Below are 23,632 nucleotides of genomic sequence, written 5' to 3' on the forward strand. Positions count from 1 at the left end.
TTCAGCAGACGTCGCCAACGCGCGCAGTGCCACCGGCGCATGCCGACACGGTATGCCGCAACATCTGGGCGACTTGGGTTAGTACAGCTGCCGCCATGCGGATCATTCTCATCACCGGTATTTCCGGGTCGGGCAAATCGGTCGCGTTGAACGCGCTCGAAGACGTAGGCTATTACTGCGTCGAGAATCTTCGTCCGCGCTTCCTGCAAGATCTCGCCGATGAATTGCATCGCGATGGCTGCACACGGCTTGCCGTTGCCATCGATGCACGGCCTGGCGCGGTGGCAATGGCCAAAATGGAAGGGATAACCGCCCGCGACGCAGGCGCACCGTCCGTAGCCGATATCAACGCCATCATTACCCACTTGCGTGCCGACGGTCATACCGTCCGCGTGCTGTTCCTGAACGCAAGCACCCAGGCGCTGATCGCGCGATATTCCGAAACACGGCGGCGCCATCCGTTGTCCGCGGCCGGCGGCCTGCCATCGTCGCCGGACGGGGTGTCGAGTGTTGCCGATACCTCCCTGGCCGATGCGATCGAACGCGAACGCACGCTGGTCGCGCCGCTGGCAAGTCTTGGGCATCAGATCGACACCAGCAATCTCCGCGCGAATACGCTCCGTGCTTGGGTTCGCACGTTTGCCGAACACCAGAACGAAGGCTTGACCGTCATGTTCCAGTCCTTCGGTTTCAAGAAAGGGCTGCCGCTTGACGCCGACTATGTGTTCGACGTGCGCATGCTGCCCAACCCCTATTACGATCTTGCGCTGCGCCCGCTGACCGGCCTCGACAAGCCGGTGATCGATTATCTGAACGCCATTCCGGAAGTCCATCGGATGATTGACGACATCGCGCATTTTGTCGAAACCTGGCTACCCGCTATCCGGGGCGACAATCGCAGTTACCTGACGGTGGCGATTGGATGCACTGGCGGCCAACACCGCTCGGTCTTTATCTCTAAGACATTGGCCGAGCGTTTCGGCGGCGTCGAGCGCGTGATTCTGCGGCATCGTGAAATCGCGCCGGCATACCTGGCCGGCGCCTCCACCGGACGGTGACGATCATGGCAACGCTGTTGTCCGACCTGCCTCTTTTCCCATTGGGAACCGTGCTTTTCCCGGAAGGCCTGCTGTCGTTGCGGGTGTTCGAGGCGCGATACCTCGATATGGCGCGGGATTGCCTGCGTCGTGACGCGCCGTTCGGCGTCTGCCTGTTGAAGAGCGGCAGCGAAGTGTCACTGCCGGGAGGCGACCAGCCGGAGCCGGAGCCCATCGGCTGCCTTGCCCAGATCGTTAATTGCGATGTGCAGCAGTTGGGTGTGCTGCTACTGCGGTGCCGCGGTTCGCAGCGGTTCAGGGTGATATCGACGCACGTCGAAAAAGATGGATTGCTTCGCGCGGTTGCCGAGCCGCTTGGTGACGACACCGTCGAGGATGATTCGGACGCGCATCGGATGCGGCTTGCATCGTGTTCCGAAGCGCTGAGCCGCATTATCGATAACGTCAAAGAGCGTGATCCCAACCATATACCGTTTCTGGAGCCGTTTCGCCTCGACGATGCGAGCTGGGTCGCGAATAGACTCTCCGAAGTGCTCCCTATTTCGATACGCGCACGCCAGCAATTGATGGAACTCGACGATGCGGGTACACGCCTAGAACTGGTTCATCAGTACATGATGCGACACCAGATGTTGTAGTGTCCTGGCTGCCAAGCCCGGTCACGCGGCAAGCGCTTTTGACCGCGTGAAAGCCTGCCAAGACGGGCGGTCTTGCGCGCTATCGCCGCCGGTTCGTCCCGTTGCTACAACAAGGCACCGTGCATGCCATCCAGCAATTTGCGCACCGGTGCCGGAAGGCCGTATTGATCCAGGGCCGTCCATGCCACCCATTCCACCGGCGCACTGTCCGCTGACGCGGCAGGGTCGATATCGACTTCCAACGCTTTGCGTGCCGATGATGTCGCCGCGGCGCGCGGCTTCGGCGCGGACGCCGTGGACAACAAGGGCAATGGCCCACCTTGTGGTTCCGCGCAGGGCAGGTGCAGCGGCGTAATCGTCAGACGGAAGTGCGTGAACTGATGCGTGAATGGCGCCAGCGAGGAAGTCGCGGACCAATCGGCACCGTACTCACGCGCCAAGGTGCGAGCCTGCGCCTGATCCGATACCTCCGGCAGACTCCATAATCCTCCCCAGATACCGTTCGGCGGTCGCCGATACAACAGCAGATGCGTACCGCTATCGAATACCAGCATCGTCGTCTCCCGTTGCGGAATGACCTTCGGCGGCTTGCGGGTGGGCAAATCCTTCTGACGACCGGTGGATCGGGCGACACAATCGTCGTTGAACGGACACCGTTCGCACAACGGGTTCGCACGAACGCACAACGTGGCGCCCAGGTCCATCAGGCCTTGCGTATAGGCCTTCATCGTCGCACGTGATTTTGCCGAGCCGGTCGACCCGGAAGGTTTCGGCAACAATGACTCGGCAAGCAGCCACATTGCGATCTCGATGCGCTTTTCGCCGGGAAAGCCCTCGATACCGAACACGCGCGCCAAGACACGCTTGACATTGCCATCGAGAATCGTCTCATGCGCGCCATAGGCAAAGGCGGCAATGGCAGCGGCAGTCGAGCGACCGATACCGGGCAGCGTGACCAGCTCGGCAATATTGTCCGGGAAGCGACCGTCAAAGCGCGCCACCACGTCTTTCGCGCACCGATGCAAATTTCGCGCACGCGAGTAATAGCCCAGCCCGGCCCATAGCGCCATGACCTCGTCCTCCGGCGCGGCGGCCAATGCATGCACGTCCGGGAAGCGCGCGGTGAAGCGGGCATAGTACGGAATGACGGTGGCCACTTGTGTTTGCTGCAGCATGATCTCGGAGAGCCAGACGCGATAGGCGTCATCGGTCTGCCAAGGCAGGTCATGCCGGCCGTGCTGCCGTTGCCACGCGATCAGGCGCGGCGCGAAAGTGTCTTTTGCGATCAGTGAAACCACGAGGACCCACAGGACGGTTCAATGGCAGCGCCAGGGCTACCTGTTTCGGAAACACGCGGTGCGCGACGTCGGTATCCGCATGGGGCACGCCTCGGATCGATACGAATCAGTGCTGGCACCGCGGGCAGAAGAACGTGGAGCGCTGCCCCTGCACGATCTTCCTGATCGGCAGCAGGCAGACGCGGCACGGTTGGCCGTCGCGATCATACACCGCATGCGCCATCTGGAAATACCCGCTGGCCCCATCGCTGCCGATGAAGTCGCGCAGCGTGCTGCCCCCCTGCTCGATCGCCTCGCCGAGAACTTCGCGAATCCGCTCCGCAAGCAGATCATAGCGTTGACGCGATATTCTGCCTGCAGCGGTGGTTGGGCGAATACCGGCCCGAAACAGCGACTCGGAGGCATAGATATTCCCCACGCCGACGACGATCGTGCCGGCCAGCAACGCCTGTTTGACTGCCATCGACCGCCCACGGGTACGCGCGAACAGCAAGGCGCCGGAAAACGCATCGGAGAATGGCTCGACACCCAGGGAGACCAGCAAGGGATGCGCGAGGACATCGCCCGCCGCGCGCGGGTGCCACAAGGCGGCGCCGAAACGGCGCGGGTCGCGTAACCGCAGCACCGCGTCATCAAACACGACGTCCAGATGATCATGCCGTCCAGGCGCCAGGTGGCGGTCCTCGCCTTGCAGCACGCGGAGTGAACCGCTCATCCCCAAGTGCAGGATCAGCCATCCGGCATCGGATTCGAGCAACAGATATTTACCCCGACGCGTTACCGAAGTGATGACGCGTCCACGCATCGCGTCTGGCAGTTCGGTGGGAATCGGCCAGCGCAAGGCCGGGGCACGTGCATGCACCGCACGCACGCGGCGCGACTCGACATAAGGCGCGATGCCGCGCCGGGTCACTTCTATTTCAGGTAATTCAGGCATGATCAGCGGCAGCGGGCGCCCTGTCCGGACAACGGTCCGTCAATGTACCACCGCCATCCCGACGATGTCTGCGCCTGGAACTTTCAGAAATGGGCATTTCGCAAGCGATTGGATGTAGCGGCGGGTCTAAACGTAGCGGTCGCGATACAATCAAGGAAACCGCAGCCCGGAACTTATGAACCACTCTTTCGCCACACCCGCCCGTTTATCGCGTCCGGAGCGAACGACGCATCAGGATGCACTGTCCATGTCCCTATTGTCCGCCGAGCACATCGCAGCGCCGCAGGCTGCCCCCGTCCACCAACGCGGGCTGCACGGTAGCGCGCGCATCACCAGGATGCCAACAGCGCCCACGCATACAGCCGGGGCCTTCGCCGTACGCCGGATCGTCGCTTTGGTGCGTGCCGCCGTCGTGACGGCGGTATCCGCCGCTGCATTGGGTGGCTTGACGTCGCATGCCGCGTTCGCCGCCGACGGCGCAACCGTCACGCGCCCGTCGCATGCCGGGCTGATGCTGGCGCAGGGAAATACGGCGCCCTCGTCCGGTGCGCCGGCGCAAGCAGCACCGGACGGGGATGACGATGGCGACGACCCGTCCGTTACGCCCATGCCCACCGGCACCGCGATATCGACGCGGGCGGCGGCGGTCATGATGCCGAATGGCCGCACCCTGCCATCGGAAGACACGATCGACCTCCCCAATCGCGAACTGACGAGCCAGATCGTGTTCCAGGTGCTCGCCGCCGAAGTCGCGTTGCAGCGCGGTCAGCCCGCGCCGGCGTATCAGACCTACCTGTCCCTGGCCCGTTCAACGCAGGACCCGCGCATGGCGCAACGCGCGGCGGAAATCGCCGTGAGCGTGCAAAGCCCGAGCGATGCGTTGACCGCCGCGCGCCTGTGGCGCCAATATGCCCCCCACTCCGAACAAGCGGCGCAATTCGATGCGACGCTGCTCGTGCTGAACGGCTATCTGGATGAAGCCAAGCCATTGCTTGCGCGCCAGTTGGCCGCCGTGTCCGATGCGGATCGCGGTGCGGCGATTCTGTCGCTGCAAGACCTGATTGGCCGAGGCCCGGATCATATCGGCGGCATTCGCGTCCTGCGTGAATTGCTGCAAGACGATATGAGCCGGCCGGAAGCCCCTACCGCCATCGGGCGGCAGCAATTGCTGTCGGATGACCAGCCCGGCGCACGAAAGTCATTCAACGCGGCGCTGACACTGAAGCCCGATTATGCGCCGGCGGCGTTATTGCTTGCACAAATGGGCGCCGACGCACGGCACGACGCGATTGCATCGGTCTCCGGCTATGTACAGCAGCACCAGAAGGATCGCGAGGCGCGTTTCCTGCTGGCCCAGCTGTACCTGGCGGACAATCAGATCGATCCGGCGCGCAAGCAATTTGAGACGCTGCATCGCGCGAACCCGTCGGACCCCGCGCCGCTGTTCGCGCTGGGCTTGCTCAGCATGCAACTCAAGCAGCAGGCGGACGCCGAGAAATATTTCACGCAGTACGCAGATCAGGCAGCCAGGTTGAATGCAGCGGCGCAGAGCGCCAGCACAGCCAGCGGCGGCACGGCCAACGGGCTGGTGGCCCGTCATATCGACGGGGGGCCGGCGTATCTGTATCTGGCGCAAATCGCCGCGGAGCGCAAGGACTACTCCGCCGCCGATGCCTGGTTGCGAAAGGTGGATCTCAACAGCACGCAGTACGTGCCTGCGCAGATCGGCCGCGCCGAATTGCTGGTCCAGCAAAAGCATTACGACCAAGCCGATGCGTTGCTGTCGAACGTGCAGCCGCGTACCGGCGCGGAAGCCCTCACCTTGGGTCGCGCCGATGCCAGCGTCCTGATGCAGGCTGGCAAGTACGACCAGGCGGAGCAACGATTGGCCGCGCTGATCCCACTGGCGCCGACGGACCCGGACCTGGCTTACGACTATGCGATGGCGGCCGAACGCAACGCCCACTATCAGCTGATGGAAACACAGTTGCGGCGCGTTATCGCCCTCGATCCCACCAATGCGCAGGCCTATAACGCCTTGGGTTATTCGCTCGCGGACCGTGGCATACGGCTGGAGGAAGCCGACAAGTTGATCCAGAAAGCGATGTCGCTGGCACCGGGCGATGCCTACATCACCGACAGCGCCGGCTGGGTCAAGTACAAGCTGGGTGACAAGGATCAGGCTGTCACCCTTTTGCGCCGCGCTTACCAGATCCAGCCAAACGCGGAAATCGGTGCCCATCTGGCCGAGGTGCTGTGGAGTCAGGGCAAGCAGGACGACGCGCGTCAGGTGCTGCGCTCGGCGCAACAGCTCGATCCGACCAATGACACGTTGCTGAACGTGATGTCCCGCCTGAAGGTCACCATCGAATGAAGTGCGCGCCCCTGCATGACCGTCGACGGCCGGACGTCGAGGGCAGCGGCGCTGTCGTCCTTGACGTGCAGCGTCGGAAACCGTGGCCGACCCGGCGTCTGGCGTTCCATTGCACCGTGACCTGCCTCGCTGCGGTGACATTGCTCGGGGGGTGCGCCACCCAGCAAACACCACAGCGCGAAAAGACGTCCGAAACCGGACAGGCAACGATGCGCGACGCATATCAAGGCCGCTTCTCGGTGCGATATGCCGATCAGAACCAACACATTCAGAGCGCCTACGGTAATTTCGACTGGCTCGAACAAGGCGACGAGGTGACATTGTCACTGCGAAGCCCGCTGGGCAGCACGCTGGCCATCGTCGGCAGCACCCCCACGCAAGCCACGCTCGAATTGCCGAATCAGGCGCCTCGCACCGCGAATAACGTCGAGGACCTGATGCGTGGCGCCCTCGGTTTCCCCTTGCCCGTTTCCGGAATGCGATACTGGCTGAAGAACACCCCGGCGCCGGAAACGCATGCGACGCTGACACGCGATGCGCAAGGCCGGATCACGCGGATCGTTCAGGACGGTTGGCGTATCGACTATCTCGCGTTCGCCGACCGTTCGGCCGACGCGTCGGCGTCGACCCGCGCGGCATCGGCATCGAATGACGTGTCCACGTCCGGCCCCGCCACGGCGTCGGCGGGGCGAGTGCGCCTCATGAACTTGACGCGCATTGACGCCCCCAAGGATGCACCACTTGATGTCCGGCTCGTGTTGAATCCTTGATCAAGACGTCCGGCCACGGATCGCGCCGCGCGCCGACGCTCATCCGTGTTCCGGGCCTGGCAGACGACGTCGGCGGAACCTGCTTCCCGCCGCGTTCGTCACCGCGTTTTATTATGTCCCTTGCCGTTTCAACATGACCACGCCGCCGCTATCGACTTCGCGCCCTTCAGGCTCCGCCACCGATATCACTTCACCCGACGCAGCGCTTCGCGCCTTGTTGCCTTCCGGCGCACCCGCGTTGACGGACTGCCTTGCACCAGCGAAGCTGAACCTGTTCCTGCACATCACCGGCAGGCGCGCCGACGGGTATCACCTGTTGCAGACCGTGTTTCAAATGGTGAATTGGGGCGACACGTTGCACTTCGCGCGGCGTGACGACGGGAATGTCCGCCTGTTGACGCCGCTGCCCGGTGTTGATCCGGAAATGGATCTGACGGTGCGTGCCGCACGATTGCTGCAAGCGCATTCCGGGACCCGCCACGGCGTCGACATCGTCGTCGAGAAGCGTGTTCCGATGGGCGCTGGCCTGGGTGGGGGCAGTTCGGACGCCGCCACGACCCTGCTTGCCTTGAATCGACTCTGGGCACTGTCGGAATCCCGGGAAGCACTGCAGACACTCGGGTTGGCGTTGGGGGCCGACGTTCCCTTCTTTGTGTATGGCAGAACCGCCTTTGCCGAAGGCGTGGGTGAGGTACTGCAACCGGTGCGGACCCCGGATGCCTGGTTCCTGATCGTCACGCCCCCGGCACATGCCTCCACAGCGGCAATATTTTCCTCGCCTTATTTGACAAGGGACACGAAAGTCATCACAATTGCGGACTTTCCAGACGCTGCTGCGGGCGCCAGCGCCACCGAAGTCTTCGGGTTCGGCGCGAACGACATGCAAGCTGCCGTGGAAAAGCAATTCGCGATGGTCGAGGAAGCAAGAGTCTGGTTGTCTGCTTTTGCGCCGGCGCGGATGTCCGGATCTGGCGCAAGCGTCTTTGCAGCGTTCGCCAGCCAACAGGCCGCACAGGATGCACAAGCGCGATTGCCGTACGCTTCCTGGTTCAGTGTGGTGGCGCCGGGCATTGCACGACATCCGCTCTTGGCAGGATGAACCTTGCGTAGTACGGTGTTTGAGAAAATCTGGCGAAAACGCTGGACGGGTAGGAAAAACCCACCTATAATGCAGGGCTCTTGAGTGATCCGAACGAACGCAAACGCGACTTCGGAAGCACTTGAAAGAACGAGTCGAACAGCGTGGTTGTGTAGGCGATGTCTCGATAAAGCGGTAACCGGCATCGCGCCGGCAGCAGTACGTAGGGGAGTCGCCAAGTTGGTCAAGGCACCGGATTTTGATTCCGGCATGCGAGGGTTCGAGTCCTTCCTCCCCTGCCAAAAGAATTCTTCCCATCGAGCGATGGCGGCAGTCATTATAAAAACGGGGCCACATGGCCCCGTTGCTCGATAAGTCTCCCAGTTTGATCTTCGGCCAGTCCGATGAAGAAGCTAAAGCAAGACGTCAGCCTTTCGGGTGGCGCAGGCATCCAGCATCAGCGCTTGTCCGCCCGTGTTGCCTCCTTCAAAGCCGCCCCCCCGAGTGAAAAAACGATGAACGAAGGCCTGATGGTTTTCACTGGCAATGCCAACCCGCACCTTGCCGCGGAAGTCGTCAAGATCATGGGCTTGCCGTTGGGCAAGGCAACGGTCAGCCGCTTCTCCGATGGTGAGATATCGGTCGAGATCCAGGAAAATGTCCGGGGCAAGGACGTCTTCGTGTTGCAGTCCACCTGCGCGCCGACAAACGACACGCTGATGGAACTGATGATCATGACCGATGCGCTGCGTCGCGCATCGGCGGGTCGGATCACTGCCGCGATTCCCTATTTCGGATATGCGCGTCAGGACCGGCGTCCACGCTCGGCCCGGGTAGCGATCTCGGCGAAGGTCGTGGCCAACATGCTGCAGATTGCCGGCGTGAACCGGATCATCACGATGGATCTGCATGCCGACCAGATCCAGGGTTTCTTCGATATTCCGGTCGACAATATCTACGCGACGCCGATCCTGCTCGACGACCTGCGCAGCCGCAACAACGACAATTTGCTGGTGGTATCGCCCGATATCGGTGGCGTGGTGCGCGCCCGGGCGCTGGCGAAGCAATTGAACACGGAACTGGCCATCATCGACAAGCGTCGTCCCAAGGCGAACGTCGCCGAGGTGATGAACATCATTGGCGATGTCGAAGGTCGGAACTGCGTGATCATGGACGACATGGTCGACACGGCGGGTACGTTGTGCAAGGCCGCGGAAGTACTGAAGGAACGTGGCGCGTTGAAGGTCTTCGCCTATGCGACGCACCCGGTGCTGTCGGGCGGTGCCGCCACACGTATTGCCGCATCACAGCTGGACGAACTCGTGGTGACCGACACGATTCCGCTGAGCGACGAATCGCGCTCCTGCACGAAGATTCGTGCCTTGTCGAGCGCCGGCCTGCTAGCCGAGACGTTCTCACGGATTCGTCGGGGTGATTCGGTGTTGTCGTTGTTTCAGGACGGCGAAGGCCTGCTGCCCTGATACCCCATTGCTCCGCGCCGGTCGAAGCCGACGCGGGACCAATCGGCGCGGCCTTGCTGCAAAGCGGGTCGCGTCGTTTTTTGACGAGAATCCGATACGGATTCGTTACACTGCCTGGTCGCGGGCAGTTTGTGGAGAAACAAGATGGACGTTATCGCTTTTGAGCGCAGTGTACAGGGCACGGGTGCGAGCCGCCGCCTGCGCGGCGCTGGCAAGACGCCGGGCATCGTGTACGGTGTCGGCGAGCCGCAACTGATCGAACTGGATCACAACGCGCTGTTCCACGCGTTGAAGAAGGAATCGTTCCACGCATCGATCCTGAACTTGAAGGTTGCCGATGGCGCCACGCAGCAAGTGTTGCTGCGCGATGTGCAATACCATCCGTTCAAGCCGATGGTGCTGCACGTCGACTTCATGCGTGTGGATGCATCGAAGGTCCTGCACACGAAGGTGCCGGTGCATTACCTGAATCAGGAAACGTCGCCGGCTGTGAAGCTGAGCGGTGCAGTGATCTCGCACGTGTACTACGAACTCGACATCGTCACGCTGCCGAAGAACCTGCCGGAATTCGTGACGGTCGACATGGCGGCATTCGTGCTGGGCCAGTCGCTGCATGCGAAGGACGTGAAGCTGCCGAACGGCGTGCAATTGTCGCCGGCATTCGCGGCGGAAAACCCGGTCATCGTCACGGCGACGTTGCCGGCAGCGGCGCAGTCTGGCGACGACAGCAGCGCCACCGAAGGCGGCGAAGCGGCAGCGTCGTAATCTCGACATCGGCCAGGTGTCTTGCCTGGTCGAGCGGTATCGTACCGTTGTTGCCAGGGCGCTCGCGCGGCCCTGCCGGACACGATGCCGGCGTCCCTCCCCCTTCACCGATTCCGCCGCTATCATAGGGGCGGAGCCGGTATGACAGAACCCACCAGGCATCACGCTGGCGGGTTTTTTTATTTTCAGGAGAGCGTGGTGGCTGCCATCCGCATGATTGCCGGACTGGGCAATCCCGGTCCGGAATACGAAGACACGCGGCATAACGCCGGTTTTTGGTTGATCGACCAGTTGGCCCGCGAGGCCGGTGCGACATTACGTGTCGAACCCCGTTTCAATGCGTTGGTGGCGCGCGCCCGTCTCCATGGCGACGAGGTCTGGCTGATCGAACCACTTACGTTCATGAATCTTTCCGGTCAATCGGTGGGTAGCCTGGCGCGGTTCTACAAGATCTTGCCCGACGAGATTCTCGTGGTACACGATGAGCTGGACCTGGCACCCGGCATCGCGCGGTTCAAGCGCGGTGGCGGGAGTGGCGGTCACAACGGGCTGAAGGACATCAGCGCGAAACTTGGCACGCAGGACTACTGGCGCCTGCGGATCGGCATCGGGCATCCGCGCGATCTGGTGCCCGGGTCCGCTGGCAAGCCCGATGTCGCGAACTTCGTCCTGAAGCCGCCGCGCCGTGAGGAACAGGCCGAGATCGATGCATCCATCGACCGCTGTCGCGCCGTCCTGCCTACCTTCGTGCAGGGACAGCAGGAAAAAGCGATGATGGCATTGCATCGACAATAAAGCAGCGGGCAGCACGGACACAGCCTGCCGCTCGATCGAGGTCCGCATCATACAAAAAGCGCGGCCGCGTTCGGCGGTCTGCCTAAAAGCGCTTATTGCGCCGCAGGGAGTCCATTTGCCGCGAAGCCCGGCGAAAGAATACGTACATCTCCCCCGCAATCCGAAAGGCACGGCGTGGCAACGGCTAATCCGTATTAGCGTCACCAGGTAACGAGTTTCATCACACCCTGCCGCCTTGGCCTGCGTGCAAGCAGGGCGGCTCGGTCAACCTGGAGAGTAGCTATGGATGCGACACTGCCTGGATTCGGTACGATAATAAGTGCAGCGACGGAAATCGCCGCGAGCAGCGCGCTTCACGCCTCAGACCGTTTAAATGGCGTCTGTTCCTTTGTTACCTGGGGCTATCTGTCAAAAGAGACGCTGGATGCACACGCGCCGGCGCACCTGCATGCCGTTGTCACGCAATCGGGGATGCTGGGACAAAGCGCGGCCTTCGTCGGCCCCTACCTGCAGACCGCGCTGACGGAACTGTCCGGTGAGCTAGGTTGGGCGTTTGTCAGGCAGGAAAGCTTCCCAGGACTGGTCGCCGATCAGATCCGTGTCGCAGGAGGGGATGGCTATCTCGGCAGGGCGTTGGGATGGACCGCCAAAAGCGTCCTGTCGAGCAACCTGATGCAGGGGTGGGCACGCGATGCCACTTGCAGTCCCCCTGCAGTCATCGCGGCCAGTCTGACGACGCTGGCGATGTCCGCCCCTGATCGCTCACTGTCGATGACCGACATGCTTTCGCTGCAAAACACGGTGAATCCGTTGGCTTCGTTGGGAAGCGACGCGCCACTGCGAGTGTCGGCACCTGCGTTGCCGGATATACCTTCGCGCTGGGCATCCAACCCGTCGGAATACTTGTTGACGCCAGCGCGCGAGGACAAATCGTTATGCGACTTGCCGGCACAGCCATCGATCGTATCGGATACATCGGAAAGCCGGCCAGCGATGTCGGATACGCCTGAAGGCGAGCCGGCAGCGTTACTGGATAAGATTTCCGTCGGATAATGTCGGCGCAACGGCCGGTTCGCCGTTAGGTGGCCGCTGGCGCACCGTCCTCAGCAGGTACGTCGCGCCCTGTTAGCCGCGCGTACTTGACAAGCAGCATCGATCGCGTTTCGGTGTGGTTCGGGTCAAGCGGAATGCATTCGACCGGGCAAAGCATCTGGCACTGCGGCTCGTCGAAGTGCCCGACGCACTCGGTGCATTTGTCCGGGTCGATCTCATAGATCTCGATGCCCATGCTGATTGCATGGTTCGGGCATGCGGGTTCGCAGACATCACAGTTGATGCATTCGTCGGTGATGATCAGCGCCATATCGAAACCATAAACACGTAAAAATACAATAACTTATCGTGTGTCGCCTACGAAACCGCGACGTCGGAACAAGTCAGGCGCTTGCATTTTAACGCCGAATGGTCGAATGCCGGGGAAAGTCGCGTCGCGGGTCAGGCGAATGCACGCCCGAATAGGGTTCAAGCGCCGCCGCGCTCGATGGCACTAGTCTGCATTGCGAGGAAACCCCAGGCGATTCTCGCGATACCTAATAGCAATGCCTGTTGAAACGTCAACGCTGACGGCGCGGACGAAGCATGAACATAGGTATCCCCATCGAAGGGCACTGCTTCATCAATTGAAAAACACAATCTTACAAACAATAAACATTGTTATTCAATAGGACTACATATTAAATGTCATGAACCATGGATACGATGCCCACCGGAACGTGGGATGAAGCCAGATTTCCGTCACGTCGACAGCCGCCGTCAGAAAATCTCCGACCGATTACCATCGACATACGCTGGAAACAGCAGTGGCCATATTGCAACAGGCCGCTGATACCACGCATCCCAGGCGCGTCGAAACCATTATGTCAAACAGCACAAGGCAATGATGCCATCGGCGGGCGCGCGCTGCGCCCGCCGATGCCACGGTTCACCGCTCAGCTTCCCATATCGGTCCGTGCGACCTTCTCTTTAAGCCGCGCCTCGACCGAGGGAAACACGAACTTGCTGACATCCCCGCTGAGCAAGGCAACTTCCCGGACCATGTTGCCCGAGATGAATTGATATTGCTCGGAAGGCGTCATGAACATCGTCTCGACGTCCGGCAGCAGATGCCGATTCATGCCTGCAAGCTGGAATTCGTATTCGAAATCCGAAACCGCGCGCAAGCCCCGGACAATGATACGTCCATTCACCTCGCGCACGAAATCCTTTAACAAGCCGGAAAAGCTTTCCACCCGCACGTTCGGGTAGTGCCCAAGCACGTCCCGCGCAATCTCCAAGCGCTCTTCGAGCGAGAAGAACGGCCCCTTGCGCTTGCTGGCCGCCACCCCTACGACCAGTTCGTCGAACATCGACGACGCGCGTCGCACGAGATCCTCATGCCCCCGCGTAAAGGGGTCGAAGGTGCCGGGATATACCGCAATGATCATTGTCTCTTCTCCGCGTCGGCTCGCAGGGCCGCTCCTATGCTGGTGATGCAGCGCCCGTCAGGTCGTCGTGTTGCGCTGCAGTAAGTGATAATGTACCGCACCCGCGACGCCTTGACGCGAGACTTCCCAGCCCTCTTCCTGCATCAAACCGGCCCATGCACGTGCCAGCGGGCTTTCCGGATCGAGCGTCAACGAGGCCGGCCCTTTTTTCTTCACAGGCAACGGTGCCAGCGGCACAGGCGCCTCCACGTAAATCAAACCTTGCGGCGCACAAACGCGCGACGCGGCGAGCAGCGCGGACGGCAATGCACCGCTGTCGAAAGGCGGATCGAGAAATACCAGGTCGGCACTGCCCGGCGCCATGCTCGACAGCAGGCGTGCGCCATCGGCCTCCAGCACCTCGACGCCACGGGCTTCCAGCTTATCCTTCACGGCGCGCAGTTGCGCGGCCACGCGAGGATGCCGCTCGATCAACCGTACCTGCGCCGCGCCGCGCGACGCGGCCTCGAAACCGAGCGCCCCGCTGCCGGCGAAAACATCAATACAACGCCAACCGTTCAGGTCCTGCCCCAGCCAGTTGAAAAGGGTCTCCCGCACCCGATCGGGTGTCGGCCGCAGCCCCTCGGCATCGATCACCGCCAGCGGCGTGCGCTTCCACATGCCGCCGATGATCCGTACCTGCTGTGCAACGCCGCGAGGCCGCGTCACCGCAGCGCCGCCGACTTTGGAGGCGGGGCTGCCAGCACGTGACGGCGTGGCGCCAAAAGAGGACGAACGAGGCATGACGGGAAATTCCGGTGAAAGCAAAACGCGATTATCGCAGGTTCGACGTCGCAAGGGCCGCTCCCGCCGCACGATTCCCGCAGCCGATTTCCCTATAATGGGCAACTTCCCGTCACGCGAGATTGGTCACACCGATGCACTTCGCCACGCTGGATGCGCCGCTGGCCTATTGGGCCGATCAGTTTCCCAACCGCATTGCGCTGGACGATGGCACCCGGCAGTTAAGCTTTGCCGCTTTGCATCGCGCTGTCGAGGCACGTGCCGCCTACCTGCGCGATATCGACGCTCCGTGGCATGTATGGCTCGACGCGACGCTATGGCATGACGCCCCCACGACGGACGACGCCGGACATGCCGCGGCACCGACGCGGCGGAAGGCCGGATATCCTGGCGACCTCGCCTCCGCAACCCTGTCAGGTCGTCATGACGATCCGATCGCGCGCTTGCGCGACTTTCTGGCAATCATCCATAGCGGCCGCGCGGCCGTCGTGGCCGACGACGACTGGCCCGATACCGTCAGGTCAGGCCTGGGCAATGCCCTCGCAGACACGCCGGCCGCGCCCCCTGCACCCGGTGGCTTGACACCTTTCTACGTCGGCTTCACGTCCGGCAGCACCGGTCTGCCTAAGGGGTTTCGCCGACATCACCTGTCGTGGACGGAAAGCCTGCGCACGGCGATCGCCGCGTTCGGGCCCGGCGCGCAGTCGCGTGTATTCTGCCCCGGACGCCTCTCTCACTCCTTGTTTCTGTTCGGTGCCTTGCAAGGCCTGTGGACCGGTGCCGGAGTGGTATTGCAACAACGATTTTCCGCGGCGCGGGCGTTCGAGACGCTACGCAGCGGCGAACACTGCGTGGTGGCGGTGCCAAGTCAGTTGGCGGTGATGCTCGACCTTACGGCGCGACGCACACTTGCACCGCTAACCGGTGTCACGCTCGTCATGATAAGCGGCGCGCGCTGGATGCGCGAACGCACACCGGCACTGCGGGCGTGCTTTCCGAACGCGCGCATTGTCGAATTCTATGGCGCGTCGGAAACGAGCTTTGTCGCCTGGACCGATGCCGACGAGCACTTGCCCGACGCAGTGGTTGGACGACCGTTCGACAATGTCGAAGTGCGTATCCAGCCTCTGGACGCCACGCCCGGCGACGACGCGGAAGTGTCACATGCGGAGATCGATGGCACCGATCGCTTTGACCATGCGGCGTCCACCAACGCGACGGATGCAGTGCATGCCTTGCGTCCCGCCGAGGATATCGATCCCGACGCGCGATCGGAGCGATTGGATCGTGCGGGTCTTATCTTCGTGCGTAGTCCGATGCTCTTCAACGACTATGTCTACGCCAATGCCGACGGCGCAGCGGATGAGACCGCCGCCATCCGGGAGCGCGACGCCGGGAAAGGCGACTGGCTGTCTGTCCGCGACGTCGGCTATCTCGACAAGGCGGGTCGCCTTTGTCTGATCGGCCGGGCGAAACGGATGCTGGTGACGCAAGGGAAAAACCTCTTCCCGGAAGAGATCGAGAGCGTGCTGCGGGCGCACCCGTGGATCGAGGAAGCGTCGGTGCATGGGGTCCACGACCCGATTCGAGGACGTGCACTGGTGGCGGCCATACGGTGGCGCGACATGCCGGCGGAATCGGACAAGCGTCCGGCACTCACGGAACTCTTCCATTGGTGCCGGGCGCGGCTCGAACCGTACAAGACCCCCCGCCGGTTTTTTGTTTTCGACGCCGAGACCCACTGGCCCAGCACGACCAGCGGCAAAACCGATCACCCAGCCGTGGCGGCGCTACTGGAGACGGCCTGCGCGCGCGATACAGGCCACGCGACGCTGCGACCGCTCTAGACAAGGCATGGACGAATCTTTCACCGATGCGCCAGCGGCCCCTTGCACGGAACGATACTTGATGATGGCACATGATACTTCGGTCGTGATCGCGGGATGGGCACGCAGCGCGGTCGTCCCCGTGAATGGCGCCTTTTCGCGATTGACCCCGGATGCACTCGGTGCACCGGTCCTTCGCGCGGCGCTCGCACGAGCAGGAATCGACGGCGCGCAAGTGGACGCGGTGATTGCCGGTAACGCCTTGGCCGCCAACGGCAATCCGGCGCGCATGGTGGCGCTCGCCGCGGGTTTGCCGGACCGGTGCGCCGCCCTCTCGATCGACAGCCAGTGCTGTGCCGGCCTCGATGCCGTGACGATCGGCGCCAGCCTGATCGCGGCCGGCACCGCATCGATCGTCATCGCGGGCGGGGTGGAGGCATGGAGCCGTGCGCCGATCCGCGCGCACCGCCCTCTCGGCCCCGCGAAAGCCGACGATCGTCCCATACCTTACGATCGCCCCGCCTTCGCACCTGATCCGGCGCGCGATCCGGATTTATTCGCGGCGGCGGCCGAGTATGCACGATCGCGACAATGGACGCGCGCCGATCAGGACCGATACGCCGTCGCGATGCATGCGCGCGCGGTCGCCCACGCCGACCTGAATGACGAAGAAATCGTCGCTGTCGCCGAGGTCGAGGCCGACCTTTATCCGCGTATCCTCGGCACGAATCATGCCGCCCGCATGCCCCTGGCGATGCGGGCGGACGGACGACCCGTTGCCTTGACGCCTGCGGATGCGGTGTACGCGCAAAGCCGCATCGCGGTGTCGCCCCGCGCGGACGGCGCGGCATTCGTCGTATTGACACGCGCCGATCGGCTTGCGCCTACCACGCTGCCACGCCTGGTATGGCGCGGCGGCATCTCGCTAGGCGGCGCGCCGGAACAGCCGATGCTCGCCGCGGGCCACGCCGCGCACGCGCTTCTGACGCGTCACGCGCTATCGGCTTGCGCACTCCATACGATCGAGCTGCACGACGCGTTCGCCTCGCAAGCATTCGCCTTTGCCGAGCAGTTGGGTGTCGATCCGCTGCAATTGAACCGTCGCGGCGGCGGCATCGCACGCGGTCATCCGATTGGCGCATCGGGTGCGATCGCCCTGGTACGGGTGTTGGCGGATCTCCATCACACCGGCAAGGACGGAGACCTTGGACTGGCGGCGATCGCAGGCGCGGGTGGGCTGGGCGCGGCAGCCCTCGTCGCCCTACACAAGGATGCGACGCAGGCGGCGCCTCTCAGCCAATCTCGGTAAAAAAGTCAGCGAGCGGCATGCGGGCGGTCCGGCATGCATTCACCGGCGCCGCCGGGTCGCGATACCCCAGCGCCATGCCGCACACCACGTGCCGACTATCGGTCAGGCCAAGCGACGCGCGGATCACGCGCGGAAAATGCGCCATTGCCCCAATCGCGCAACTGCCGAGGCCCTCGGCCTGCGCGGCAACCATCAAGCCGTGCAGCATCATGCCCAGGTCCATGTAACCGCCCGCGCCCAATCTCGAATCGATCGTCACCAGCAAGGCTACCGGCGCATCGAAGAACTGAAAATTCAGCGTGAACTGCTTGGCACGGCCATCACTGTCGTCCCGCGCGACACCCAGGGCCTGATACAGTGCCTGCGCCGCCGCCACTTGCCTGCGTCGCAGCGTATGCGGCATCGGATTCGGGAAGTACCGATAGTCCTCCACCTCCTGTCGCCCCGCACGATGCGCCTCGCACAGCGCGGCACTGAGCCTCGCGCGCGCCGCGCCGCGTACGTGGATGATCTCGCCTGGCTGCAAGTTCGCGCCGCTCGGCGCTTGACGCGCCACACGCAGCAGATGCGCCAGCATGCCGTCAGGCAGTGGCGTCGACAGGAACTGCCGCGTCGATCGGCGCGTGACCAAAGGATGATCGGCATCGATGGCAAACGCACCATCCGCGGCCGACAGATCGCACGGCGTCCGACTGTCATGCGTCTCGGGCGTAGAAATGGCGCGCATTCCGGTCGACAGGCTATCCGATGTTTCGAATGCCACGGCTGTCTGCATCACGCGACGTTCGGTCATACGGCATCGGCCTCGGGTCGGCTGTCATGCGTCACTTCGTCGCTAGCGCCGACAACGACCCGTGCCTGTCGTGCGGGGTCGATCCAACGGGCAAAGGTCTCACGCGCCTGCGCATACGTGACGTTCCGTACCGCATCGACCCACGTCCGGATGCGATCCAACGGCAGGCCATCGAAGCCGATATCGGCGGCCTGTCGCAGCAGCTTTGCATTCGAATCCAGCGCTAGATCTCGCCCCTCGATCATCTCGGTCCGCGTGCGCAGATACAAGTCCTGCAACATCGCCTGATCCGTCAGCGCGTCACCGACGAACGCGACCAGCGTATCGCGAATCGCCTGCTCACAGCGGCGCGCCTGGTCCGCCCGCGTTTTTACGACAATGCGATGTTCGCCCACGCGCGACGCGTACAAGGTACTCGATACCTCATAAGCCAACCCGAGACGCTCGCGAACCATATCGTTCAGCATCCAGGAAAACATCCTGTTCGCGAGCATCAGCGGAAAATAGTCGGCGTGCGCGATACCCGGTGTCAAGGCACCGATCAACAGATGCGCCTGGCTGGCCGAGTGATTGATCCATTGCGCGCCCGCCCGTGCCGACGGACCTGGCGCGATGAGCAGATCCTTGAGCAGGGGATCGATCGCGGCACCTCGGCTACGGACGTGTTCGCCGTCCCGCGCGACGCATGGCGCATCCTCCGGCAAGGCCGGCGGCAACGCGCCCCCAGTTGCTCGGCCATCGCGCGGGCGTCGTCCATCGAGAGATCGCCGACGACCGTGATGACCGCCCGTTCACGGGTCAGATAGCGCCGATGAAAAGCACGCAGGTCGGCCGTTTCAATATCCTCCAGACTCGCGACGTCGGGCAACCTTCCATAAGGGTGGTCGCCGTAGAGCGCCTGCGTCAGCCGCAAATTTGCCAACTGCTCAGGATCGATCAACTGCTCCTCGGCGGCGGCCAGCAAGCGCTCTCGCTCTCTGGCGATCGGCCGTGCCGCCCAAGACGGCACGGCCAGCATAGCGGTAAGTAATGTCACCGCGCGCCGCAACAGCACCGGATGCGATAACGCGCGCAATCCAACCGAGAGACGATCCGCCTGTGCATCGGCCGCTACCTTGGCGCCGATCATGTCGAATGCATGCTCGGCGACTTCCTCGCGCATCGCCGGTAATGTCTCCTCGACGAATGGCCCTGTCGCGCGGTAGGCTTTCTGGCCGGTCAACAGCACGCTTGCCAGCAGGTCGGCAAGGCCGGATTTGCCCGGCGGGTCGAATACGCTGCCTGCAGCGAAGTCGATGTTGATATCCACGATCGGCACTTCGCGACGCGGCACGAAATACACCACGACGCCGCTCGCGCTGGTCCACTGTTCAATCACCCGCTCATCCTCCCGCCCGTCCGGGCAAGCGCCTGACCCGATTGTCTGATCGGCGATGCCGCCCCGTTAGTGGCATCGCCATCGCATTGCGCCGCAGCCGCCGCTCCGGCGTGTTGGGTAGCGCCCCCGGCATGTGTCGGCGCAATCACTTCCACATGCTCGTCCGGCTCGTCCCCGGTATCCTCGTTGGCGGGCACAAGGAGCGCCACGGTCATGGTTTCCGGTCTGAAATAGCGCCGCGCCACCGACTGCACTTGCGCCGTGGTGACCGCCGCCAGTCGCGCATCGATCACACGCGCATCGTCGCCAAAACCGAGCATCGCCAGGCGCCCCACTTCCTCGGCCTGCTCGAACACGGAATCAGCGCGGTAAAGTCGCGACGCCATCATTTGCATCCGGACCCGCCGTAGCGACGCTTCGTCGATACCATCCCGCGCGACCGCCGCCACGGCGTCGCACAGCGCACGCTCGACGCGCGCGGGCGAGACATCGGCGGCACAGACCGCGCCGATGGTGAACAATCCCGGTGCGCGCATCAGATAGTCGAACGAAGCCCACGCCTCGTCGGCAAGACGGCGCTTTCGTACCAAGGCCGTCTCCAGCACGCGCCCCCAATCCAGCAGTTCGGCCAGGATCGCCAATGCAAACACATCCTCATCGAGTGCCGCCTGAGCCGGTGTGCCTCCGGGTTGCGCGCGATGCAGCCGAGGCGCCTTGAAACCAAGCGCCAACTGCGGCGTGGGCACGTACGCACGTACGGTCACGCGACGCGTGCCACCTTGTTCCGGCTCGTGTTGCGCGCGTCGCGTGGGCAAGGGCGCGCCGGTGTCCGACGGAATGTCGCCGTAATGGTCCCGCGCCAGGGCCAAGACCTGATCGGGCGCGACGTCCCCGGCGATCACCAGCACCGCATTGTCAGGCCGATACCACTGCCGATACCACGCACGCGCATCGTCGGCGGTCATCGACTCCAGATCACTCATCCAACCGATGATCGGCCAGCGCTGCGGCGACGCATGGAATGCGGTTGCGTACAATTGCTCGAACAATAAGCCACTGGGATCGTCGTCCGTGCTTTGCCGACGTTCCTCCATGATCACGCGGATTTCGCGGGCGAACTCGGCATCGTCGATTGCCAGACGCGACATCCGCTCGGCCTCCAAGGACATGATAGCGCCGAGATGTCGAGCAGGCGCTTCCACCGTATAAGCGGTATAGTCCGTCCACGTCAGCGCATTGGCATACGCGCCGAGTGCCTGCATCTGCTTGTCGTATTCACCAGGCCCATATCGGTTCGTGCCATTGAACATCATATGTTCGAGGACATGGGCGACGCCCGTGACCCCGCTGGTCTCATCGATGGAACCGGCGCGATACCACAGCGAATGCGCCACGACCGGCGCACGGTGATCTTCCAGCACGTAAACCGTCAGACCATTGTCCAGACGATGCACGGACAGCGGCGCATCCGCGGCGACGGGCGTCACGGCGAGTTCGGCCAGTGCTGCGTCAAGATCCATCGTTACCTCTCTGTTAGAATACTGGGCGCTCGCGCGTTGCTTTCCGGATTTCACAAATGTTCAGTTTTTTCAAACGCTTCGGCCGCTCGCAGGACAGCAAGGATAACGCGGAACAGAAGCGCGATGATACGCCGCCACTGGCGCCAACGCAGCCTGCTCCCGCCGTGCCCGATGCGCAACGGTCGCCATCGGCACACGATCGCCCCCCCGTCGCGCCGTCTCCAGCGCAGCAGGCGCCTGCCATCGGACCGGCGCAACCTCACGACAGTACGTCAATCGCACCCGCGGGGGCGCCTTCCACGGCACCGATAACGCAGCCCACCCAGGTCGCCGACGCGGCATCGACAGTGACACCGCCCGCGGCACCGGTGCCGTTCGGTGCCCCCGCCCCCGTTGCGGAACCTGCGCCGGCCGCCCCCTCGACGCCGGCGACTTCGTCTTCCTCGATTGCCAGCCGGCCTCCGGCCGCTCCCACGCCGATCGGTGGATCGGCTGTAGCGCCAACCGACGGCATGGCCGCACCGGCGGCAACCCGCGCACGCGCGCCTGCACCAGCAGCCGACGCCTTTGAAATCGTACCGCCACCAGTGCCGGAACCGGCGGCGAAACAATCGTGGATGCGGCGTCTGCGAGGCGGCCTGTCGCGCACGTCCTCGAATCTGACCACGCTGTTTGTCGGTGTCAAGGTCGATGAGGCGCTTTTCGAGGAACTGGAAGACGCCCTGCTGCTCTCCGACGCCGGCGTAGAAGCCACGCAGTTCCTGATCAACGGCCTCCGTCAAAAAGTCCGCAACGACCGATTGACAGACGGCACGCAAGTCAAGGCGGCATTGCGCGACTTGCTGGTGGATCTGCTCAAGCCCCTGGAACGCACCATTACCCTTGGCCGGGAACAGCCGATGGTGATGATGATTGCAGGGGTGAACGGCGCGGGCAAGACCACCAGCATCGGCAAACTGGCCAAACATCTACAGCACTACGGACAATCCGTGCTGTTGGCAGCGGGCGATACGTTCCGCGCGGCGGCACGTGAGCAATTGGTGGTCTGGGGCCAGCGCAACAATGTCACCGTCATCGAGCAAGCCGGTGGCGACCCTGCCGCCGTTATTTTCGATGCCGTCAACGCCGCGCGAGCACGCAAGATCGACATCGTGATGGCCGACACCGCGGGCCGGCTGCCAACCCAGTTGCACTTGATGGACGAACTGCGCAAGATCAAGCGCGTGACGGCAAAGGCGATGGACGGCGCACCACACGAGGTGCTGCTGGTACTGGATGCTAATACGGGACAGAACGGCTTGGCCCAGGTGAAGGCATTCGACGACGCGCTGGGATTGACCGGCCTGATCGTGACCAAGCTCGATGGCACCGCGAAGGGCGGCATCCTGGCTGCCATCGCCCGGCAACGCCCGGTACCGGTCTACTTCATCGGCGTTGGCGAATCAGTCGACGATTTACAGCCGTTCTCGGCCGTGGAATTCGCCGACGCGTTACTTGGCTGACTGTCCTCTACCGGGCAACGCGCGGCATCACGCCGCGCCGATCCCGTGCTGACGCGATCCAACCGCAACCACCAGCCGCCGCGCTCAGACCACCTTGACGGTAAACTCCCCCACGCCGTCGATCACCCCGTGCATCACATCGCCGCGCACGATCTTGCCGACGCCTTCCGGCGTGCCGGTGAGGATCAGGTCGCCGGGGAACAACTCGAACAGGCCAGACAGGTATTCGATCGTCTCGGCCACCGACCAGATCATGTCGGACAGGTCGCCGCGCTGACGCTCGTCACCGTTGACCTCCAGGAAAATCGCACCCTTCGAAGGATGACCGATATCGGCGACGCGATGGATCGGACCAATGGGTGCCGAATGATCGAAGCCCTTTGCTGTTTCCCAAGGGCGCCCCAACTTCTTGGACACGGTCTGTAAATCCCGACGTGTCATGTCCAGACTTAGCGCATAGCCATAGACATGATCCAATGCCTGGGCGGCCGGGATATTTTTTCCACCCTTGCCGATGGCCGCCGCCAGTTCCAATTCGAAATGCACGTCATCGGACTTCGTTGGATAGGGGAAAACGCCTTCGGTGCCTGGCGCGACGTAGACCACCGCGTCGGACGGCTTACCGAAAAAGAACGGTGGTTCGCGGTCCGGGTCATGTCCCATTTCACGCGCGTGTGCTGCGTAGTTGCGGCCTACGCAATAGATCCGGCGTACCGGAAAGTCGGCATCGGTGCCCGCCACCGGAACGGCTGCCTGGACCGGGGGTTCGATAACATAGGCCATCACAAGTCTCCCAAGAACATCTCAAAAAGCGATCGGATCGCAATACGAATGTAGCAACCGG

22 protein-coding genes and 1 tRNA gene are annotated in these 23,632 nt (G+C 63.0%); 13 read left to right on the forward strand and 10 right to left on the reverse strand.

Features of this window, described 5'->3' with window-relative positions; genetic code table 11:
- Window positions 1–95: 95 nt before the first annotated feature.
- Window positions 96–1,058 (forward strand): RNase adapter RapZ, encoded by a 963-nt coding sequence (gene rapZ, locus WM40_RS01085; RefSeq protein ID WP_046152003.1) that lies wholly within the window; start codon window positions 96–98, stop codon window positions 1,056–1,058.
- Window positions 1,055–1,696, forward strand: coding sequence for an LON peptidase substrate-binding domain-containing protein (locus WM40_RS01090; protein ID WP_176025930.1), 642 nt, complete (start codon window positions 1,055–1,057; stop codon window positions 1,694–1,696). The genes rapZ and WM40_RS01090 overlap by 4 nt, the downstream gene beginning before the upstream one ends.
- Before the next feature lie 104 nt (window positions 1,697–1,800).
- Here the strand turns inward: WM40_RS01090 and mutY are convergent, their stop codons facing one another.
- Together mutY and mutM are read right to left on the reverse strand one after the other, a co-directional pair.
- Window positions 1,801–2,994 (reverse strand): A/G-specific adenine glycosylase, encoded by a 1,194-nt coding sequence (gene mutY / locus WM40_RS01095; protein WP_236693331.1) that lies wholly within the window; start codon window positions 2,992–2,994, stop codon window positions 1,801–1,803.
- Between the two features lie 106 nt (window positions 2,995–3,100).
- A complete protein-coding gene (gene mutM, locus WM40_RS01100) occupies window positions 3,101–3,931 on the reverse strand; it encodes a bifunctional DNA-formamidopyrimidine glycosylase/DNA-(apurinic or apyrimidinic site) lyase (protein WP_024902517.1) in 831 nt (276 codons plus the stop codon).
- A 247-nt stretch (window positions 3,932–4,178) separates the two neighbouring features.
- Between mutM and WM40_RS01105 the strand changes: the two genes are divergently transcribed.
- The 8 genes from WM40_RS01105 (at window position 4,179) to WM40_RS01140 (ending at window position 12,247) form a co-directional block, all read left to right on the forward strand.
- Window positions 4,179–6,305: a tetratricopeptide repeat protein gene (locus WM40_RS01105; RefSeq protein WP_162199022.1), complete on the forward strand. Its 2,127-nt coding sequence runs from the start codon at window positions 4,179–4,181 to the stop codon at window positions 6,303–6,305.
- The gene (lolB, locus tag WM40_RS01110; protein ID WP_024902515.1) at window positions 6,302–7,075 is read left to right on the forward strand and encodes a lipoprotein insertase outer membrane protein LolB; all 774 of its coding nucleotides are present in this window, start codon (window positions 6,302–6,304) and stop codon (window positions 7,073–7,075) included. The genes WM40_RS01105 and lolB overlap by 4 nt, the downstream gene beginning before the upstream one ends.
- A gap of 217 nt (window positions 7,076–7,292) precedes the next feature.
- Window positions 7,293–8,174, forward strand: a complete 882-nt coding sequence (gene ispE, locus WM40_RS01115; RefSeq protein ID WP_036008386.1) for a 4-(cytidine 5'-diphospho)-2-C-methyl-D-erythritol kinase — start codon at window positions 7,293–7,295, stop codon at window positions 8,172–8,174.
- 204 nt (window positions 8,175–8,378) lie between these two features.
- A tRNA-Gln gene (locus tag WM40_RS01120) sits at window positions 8,379–8,455 on the forward strand.
- Window positions 8,456–8,668: 213 nt separating this feature from the next.
- Entirely contained in the window at window positions 8,669–9,634 is a 966-nt protein-coding gene (locus WM40_RS01125) for a ribose-phosphate pyrophosphokinase (RefSeq protein ID WP_036008383.1), read from the forward strand.
- Between the two features lie 144 nt (window positions 9,635–9,778).
- Window positions 9,779–10,399: a 50S ribosomal protein L25/general stress protein Ctc gene (locus tag WM40_RS01130; protein ID WP_024902512.1), complete on the forward strand. Its 621-nt coding sequence runs from the start codon at window positions 9,779–9,781 to the stop codon at window positions 10,397–10,399.
- A 213-nt stretch (window positions 10,400–10,612) separates the two neighbouring features.
- On the forward strand, window positions 10,613–11,194 hold the full coding sequence (gene pth / locus WM40_RS01135) for an aminoacyl-tRNA hydrolase (protein ID WP_046152006.1): 582 nt from the start codon (window positions 10,613–10,615) through the stop codon (window positions 11,192–11,194).
- A gap of 282 nt (window positions 11,195–11,476) precedes the next feature.
- On the forward strand, window positions 11,477–12,247 hold the full coding sequence (locus WM40_RS01140; protein WP_046151895.1) for a hypothetical protein: 771 nt from the start codon (window positions 11,477–11,479) through the stop codon (window positions 12,245–12,247).
- Between the two features lie 25 nt (window positions 12,248–12,272).
- On the opposite strand, the gene WM40_RS01145 is transcribed toward WM40_RS01140, so the two are convergent.
- The 3 genes from WM40_RS01145 to rsmD all read right to left on the reverse strand — a co-directional run bounded on the left by WM40_RS01145 (window position 12,273) and on the right by rsmD (window position 14,460).
- Window positions 12,273–12,557, reverse strand: coding sequence for a YfhL family 4Fe-4S dicluster ferredoxin (locus WM40_RS01145; RefSeq protein ID WP_024902509.1), 285 nt, complete (start codon window positions 12,555–12,557; stop codon window positions 12,273–12,275).
- Between the two features lie 625 nt (window positions 12,558–13,182).
- Window positions 13,183–13,677 (reverse strand): pantetheine-phosphate adenylyltransferase, encoded by a 495-nt coding sequence (coaD, locus tag WM40_RS01150; RefSeq protein ID WP_024902508.1) that lies wholly within the window; start codon window positions 13,675–13,677, stop codon window positions 13,183–13,185.
- Window positions 13,678–13,734: 57 nt separating this feature from the next.
- The gene (gene rsmD, locus WM40_RS01155) at window positions 13,735–14,460 is read right to left on the reverse strand and encodes a 16S rRNA (guanine(966)-N(2))-methyltransferase RsmD (protein ID WP_024902507.1); all 726 of its coding nucleotides are present in this window, start codon (window positions 14,458–14,460) and stop codon (window positions 13,735–13,737) included.
- A gap of 134 nt (window positions 14,461–14,594) precedes the next feature.
- Here rsmD and WM40_RS31020 point away from each other — a divergent pair, with 134 nt between their 5' ends.
- Window positions 14,595–16,307 (forward strand): AMP-binding protein, encoded by a 1,713-nt coding sequence (locus WM40_RS31020; protein WP_046152007.1) that lies wholly within the window; start codon window positions 14,595–14,597, stop codon window positions 16,305–16,307.
- 61 nt (window positions 16,308–16,368) lie between these two features.
- Window positions 16,369–17,595 carry a thiolase family protein gene (locus WM40_RS01165; protein WP_046152008.1) on the forward strand — a complete coding sequence of 409 codons (1,227 nt, stop codon included), beginning with the start codon at window positions 16,369–16,371 and terminating at the stop codon, window positions 17,593–17,595.
- Here the strand turns inward: WM40_RS01165 and WM40_RS01170 are convergent.
- The 4 genes from WM40_RS01170 to WM40_RS01185 all read right to left on the reverse strand — a co-directional run bounded on the left by WM40_RS01170 (window position 17,579) and on the right by WM40_RS01185 (window position 21,286).
- Entirely contained in the window at window positions 17,579–18,322 is a 744-nt protein-coding gene (locus tag WM40_RS01170) for a nitroreductase (protein WP_082102380.1), read from the reverse strand. The genes WM40_RS01165 and WM40_RS01170 overlap by 17 nt on opposite strands.
- A 62-nt stretch (window positions 18,323–18,384) precedes the next feature.
- Window positions 18,385–18,933 carry a M16 family metallopeptidase gene (locus WM40_RS01175; RefSeq protein ID WP_046151896.1) on the reverse strand — a complete coding sequence of 183 codons (549 nt, stop codon included), beginning with the start codon at window positions 18,931–18,933 and terminating at the stop codon, window positions 18,385–18,387.
- Window positions 18,930–19,766, reverse strand: a complete 837-nt coding sequence (locus WM40_RS29825) for a M16 family metallopeptidase (protein ID WP_046151897.1) — start codon at window positions 19,764–19,766, stop codon at window positions 18,930–18,932. Before WM40_RS29825 ends, WM40_RS01175 begins: the two co-directional genes overlap by 4 nt.
- A complete protein-coding gene (locus tag WM40_RS01185) occupies window positions 19,763–21,286 on the reverse strand; it encodes a M16 family metallopeptidase (protein WP_052738105.1) in 1,524 nt (507 codons plus the stop codon). The genes WM40_RS29825 and WM40_RS01185 overlap by 4 nt, the downstream gene beginning before the upstream one ends.
- Before the next feature lie 56 nt (window positions 21,287–21,342).
- Between WM40_RS01185 and ftsY the strand changes: the two genes are divergently transcribed.
- Entirely contained in the window at window positions 21,343–22,788 is a 1,446-nt protein-coding gene (gene ftsY, locus WM40_RS01190) for a signal recognition particle-docking protein FtsY (protein ID WP_046151898.1), read from the forward strand.
- An 84-nt stretch (window positions 22,789–22,872) separates the two neighbouring features.
- On the opposite strand, the gene WM40_RS01195 is transcribed toward ftsY, so the two are convergent.
- Window positions 22,873–23,571 carry a fumarylacetoacetate hydrolase family protein gene (locus WM40_RS01195; RefSeq protein ID WP_046151899.1) on the reverse strand — a complete coding sequence of 233 codons (699 nt, stop codon included), beginning with the start codon at window positions 23,569–23,571 and terminating at the stop codon, window positions 22,873–22,875.
- Window positions 23,572–23,632: the final 61 nt, after the last annotated feature.

This window comes from Robbsia andropogonis (assembly GCF_000970345.1).
Lineage (GTDB): Bacteria > Pseudomonadota > Gammaproteobacteria > Burkholderiales > Burkholderiaceae > Robbsia > Robbsia andropogonis.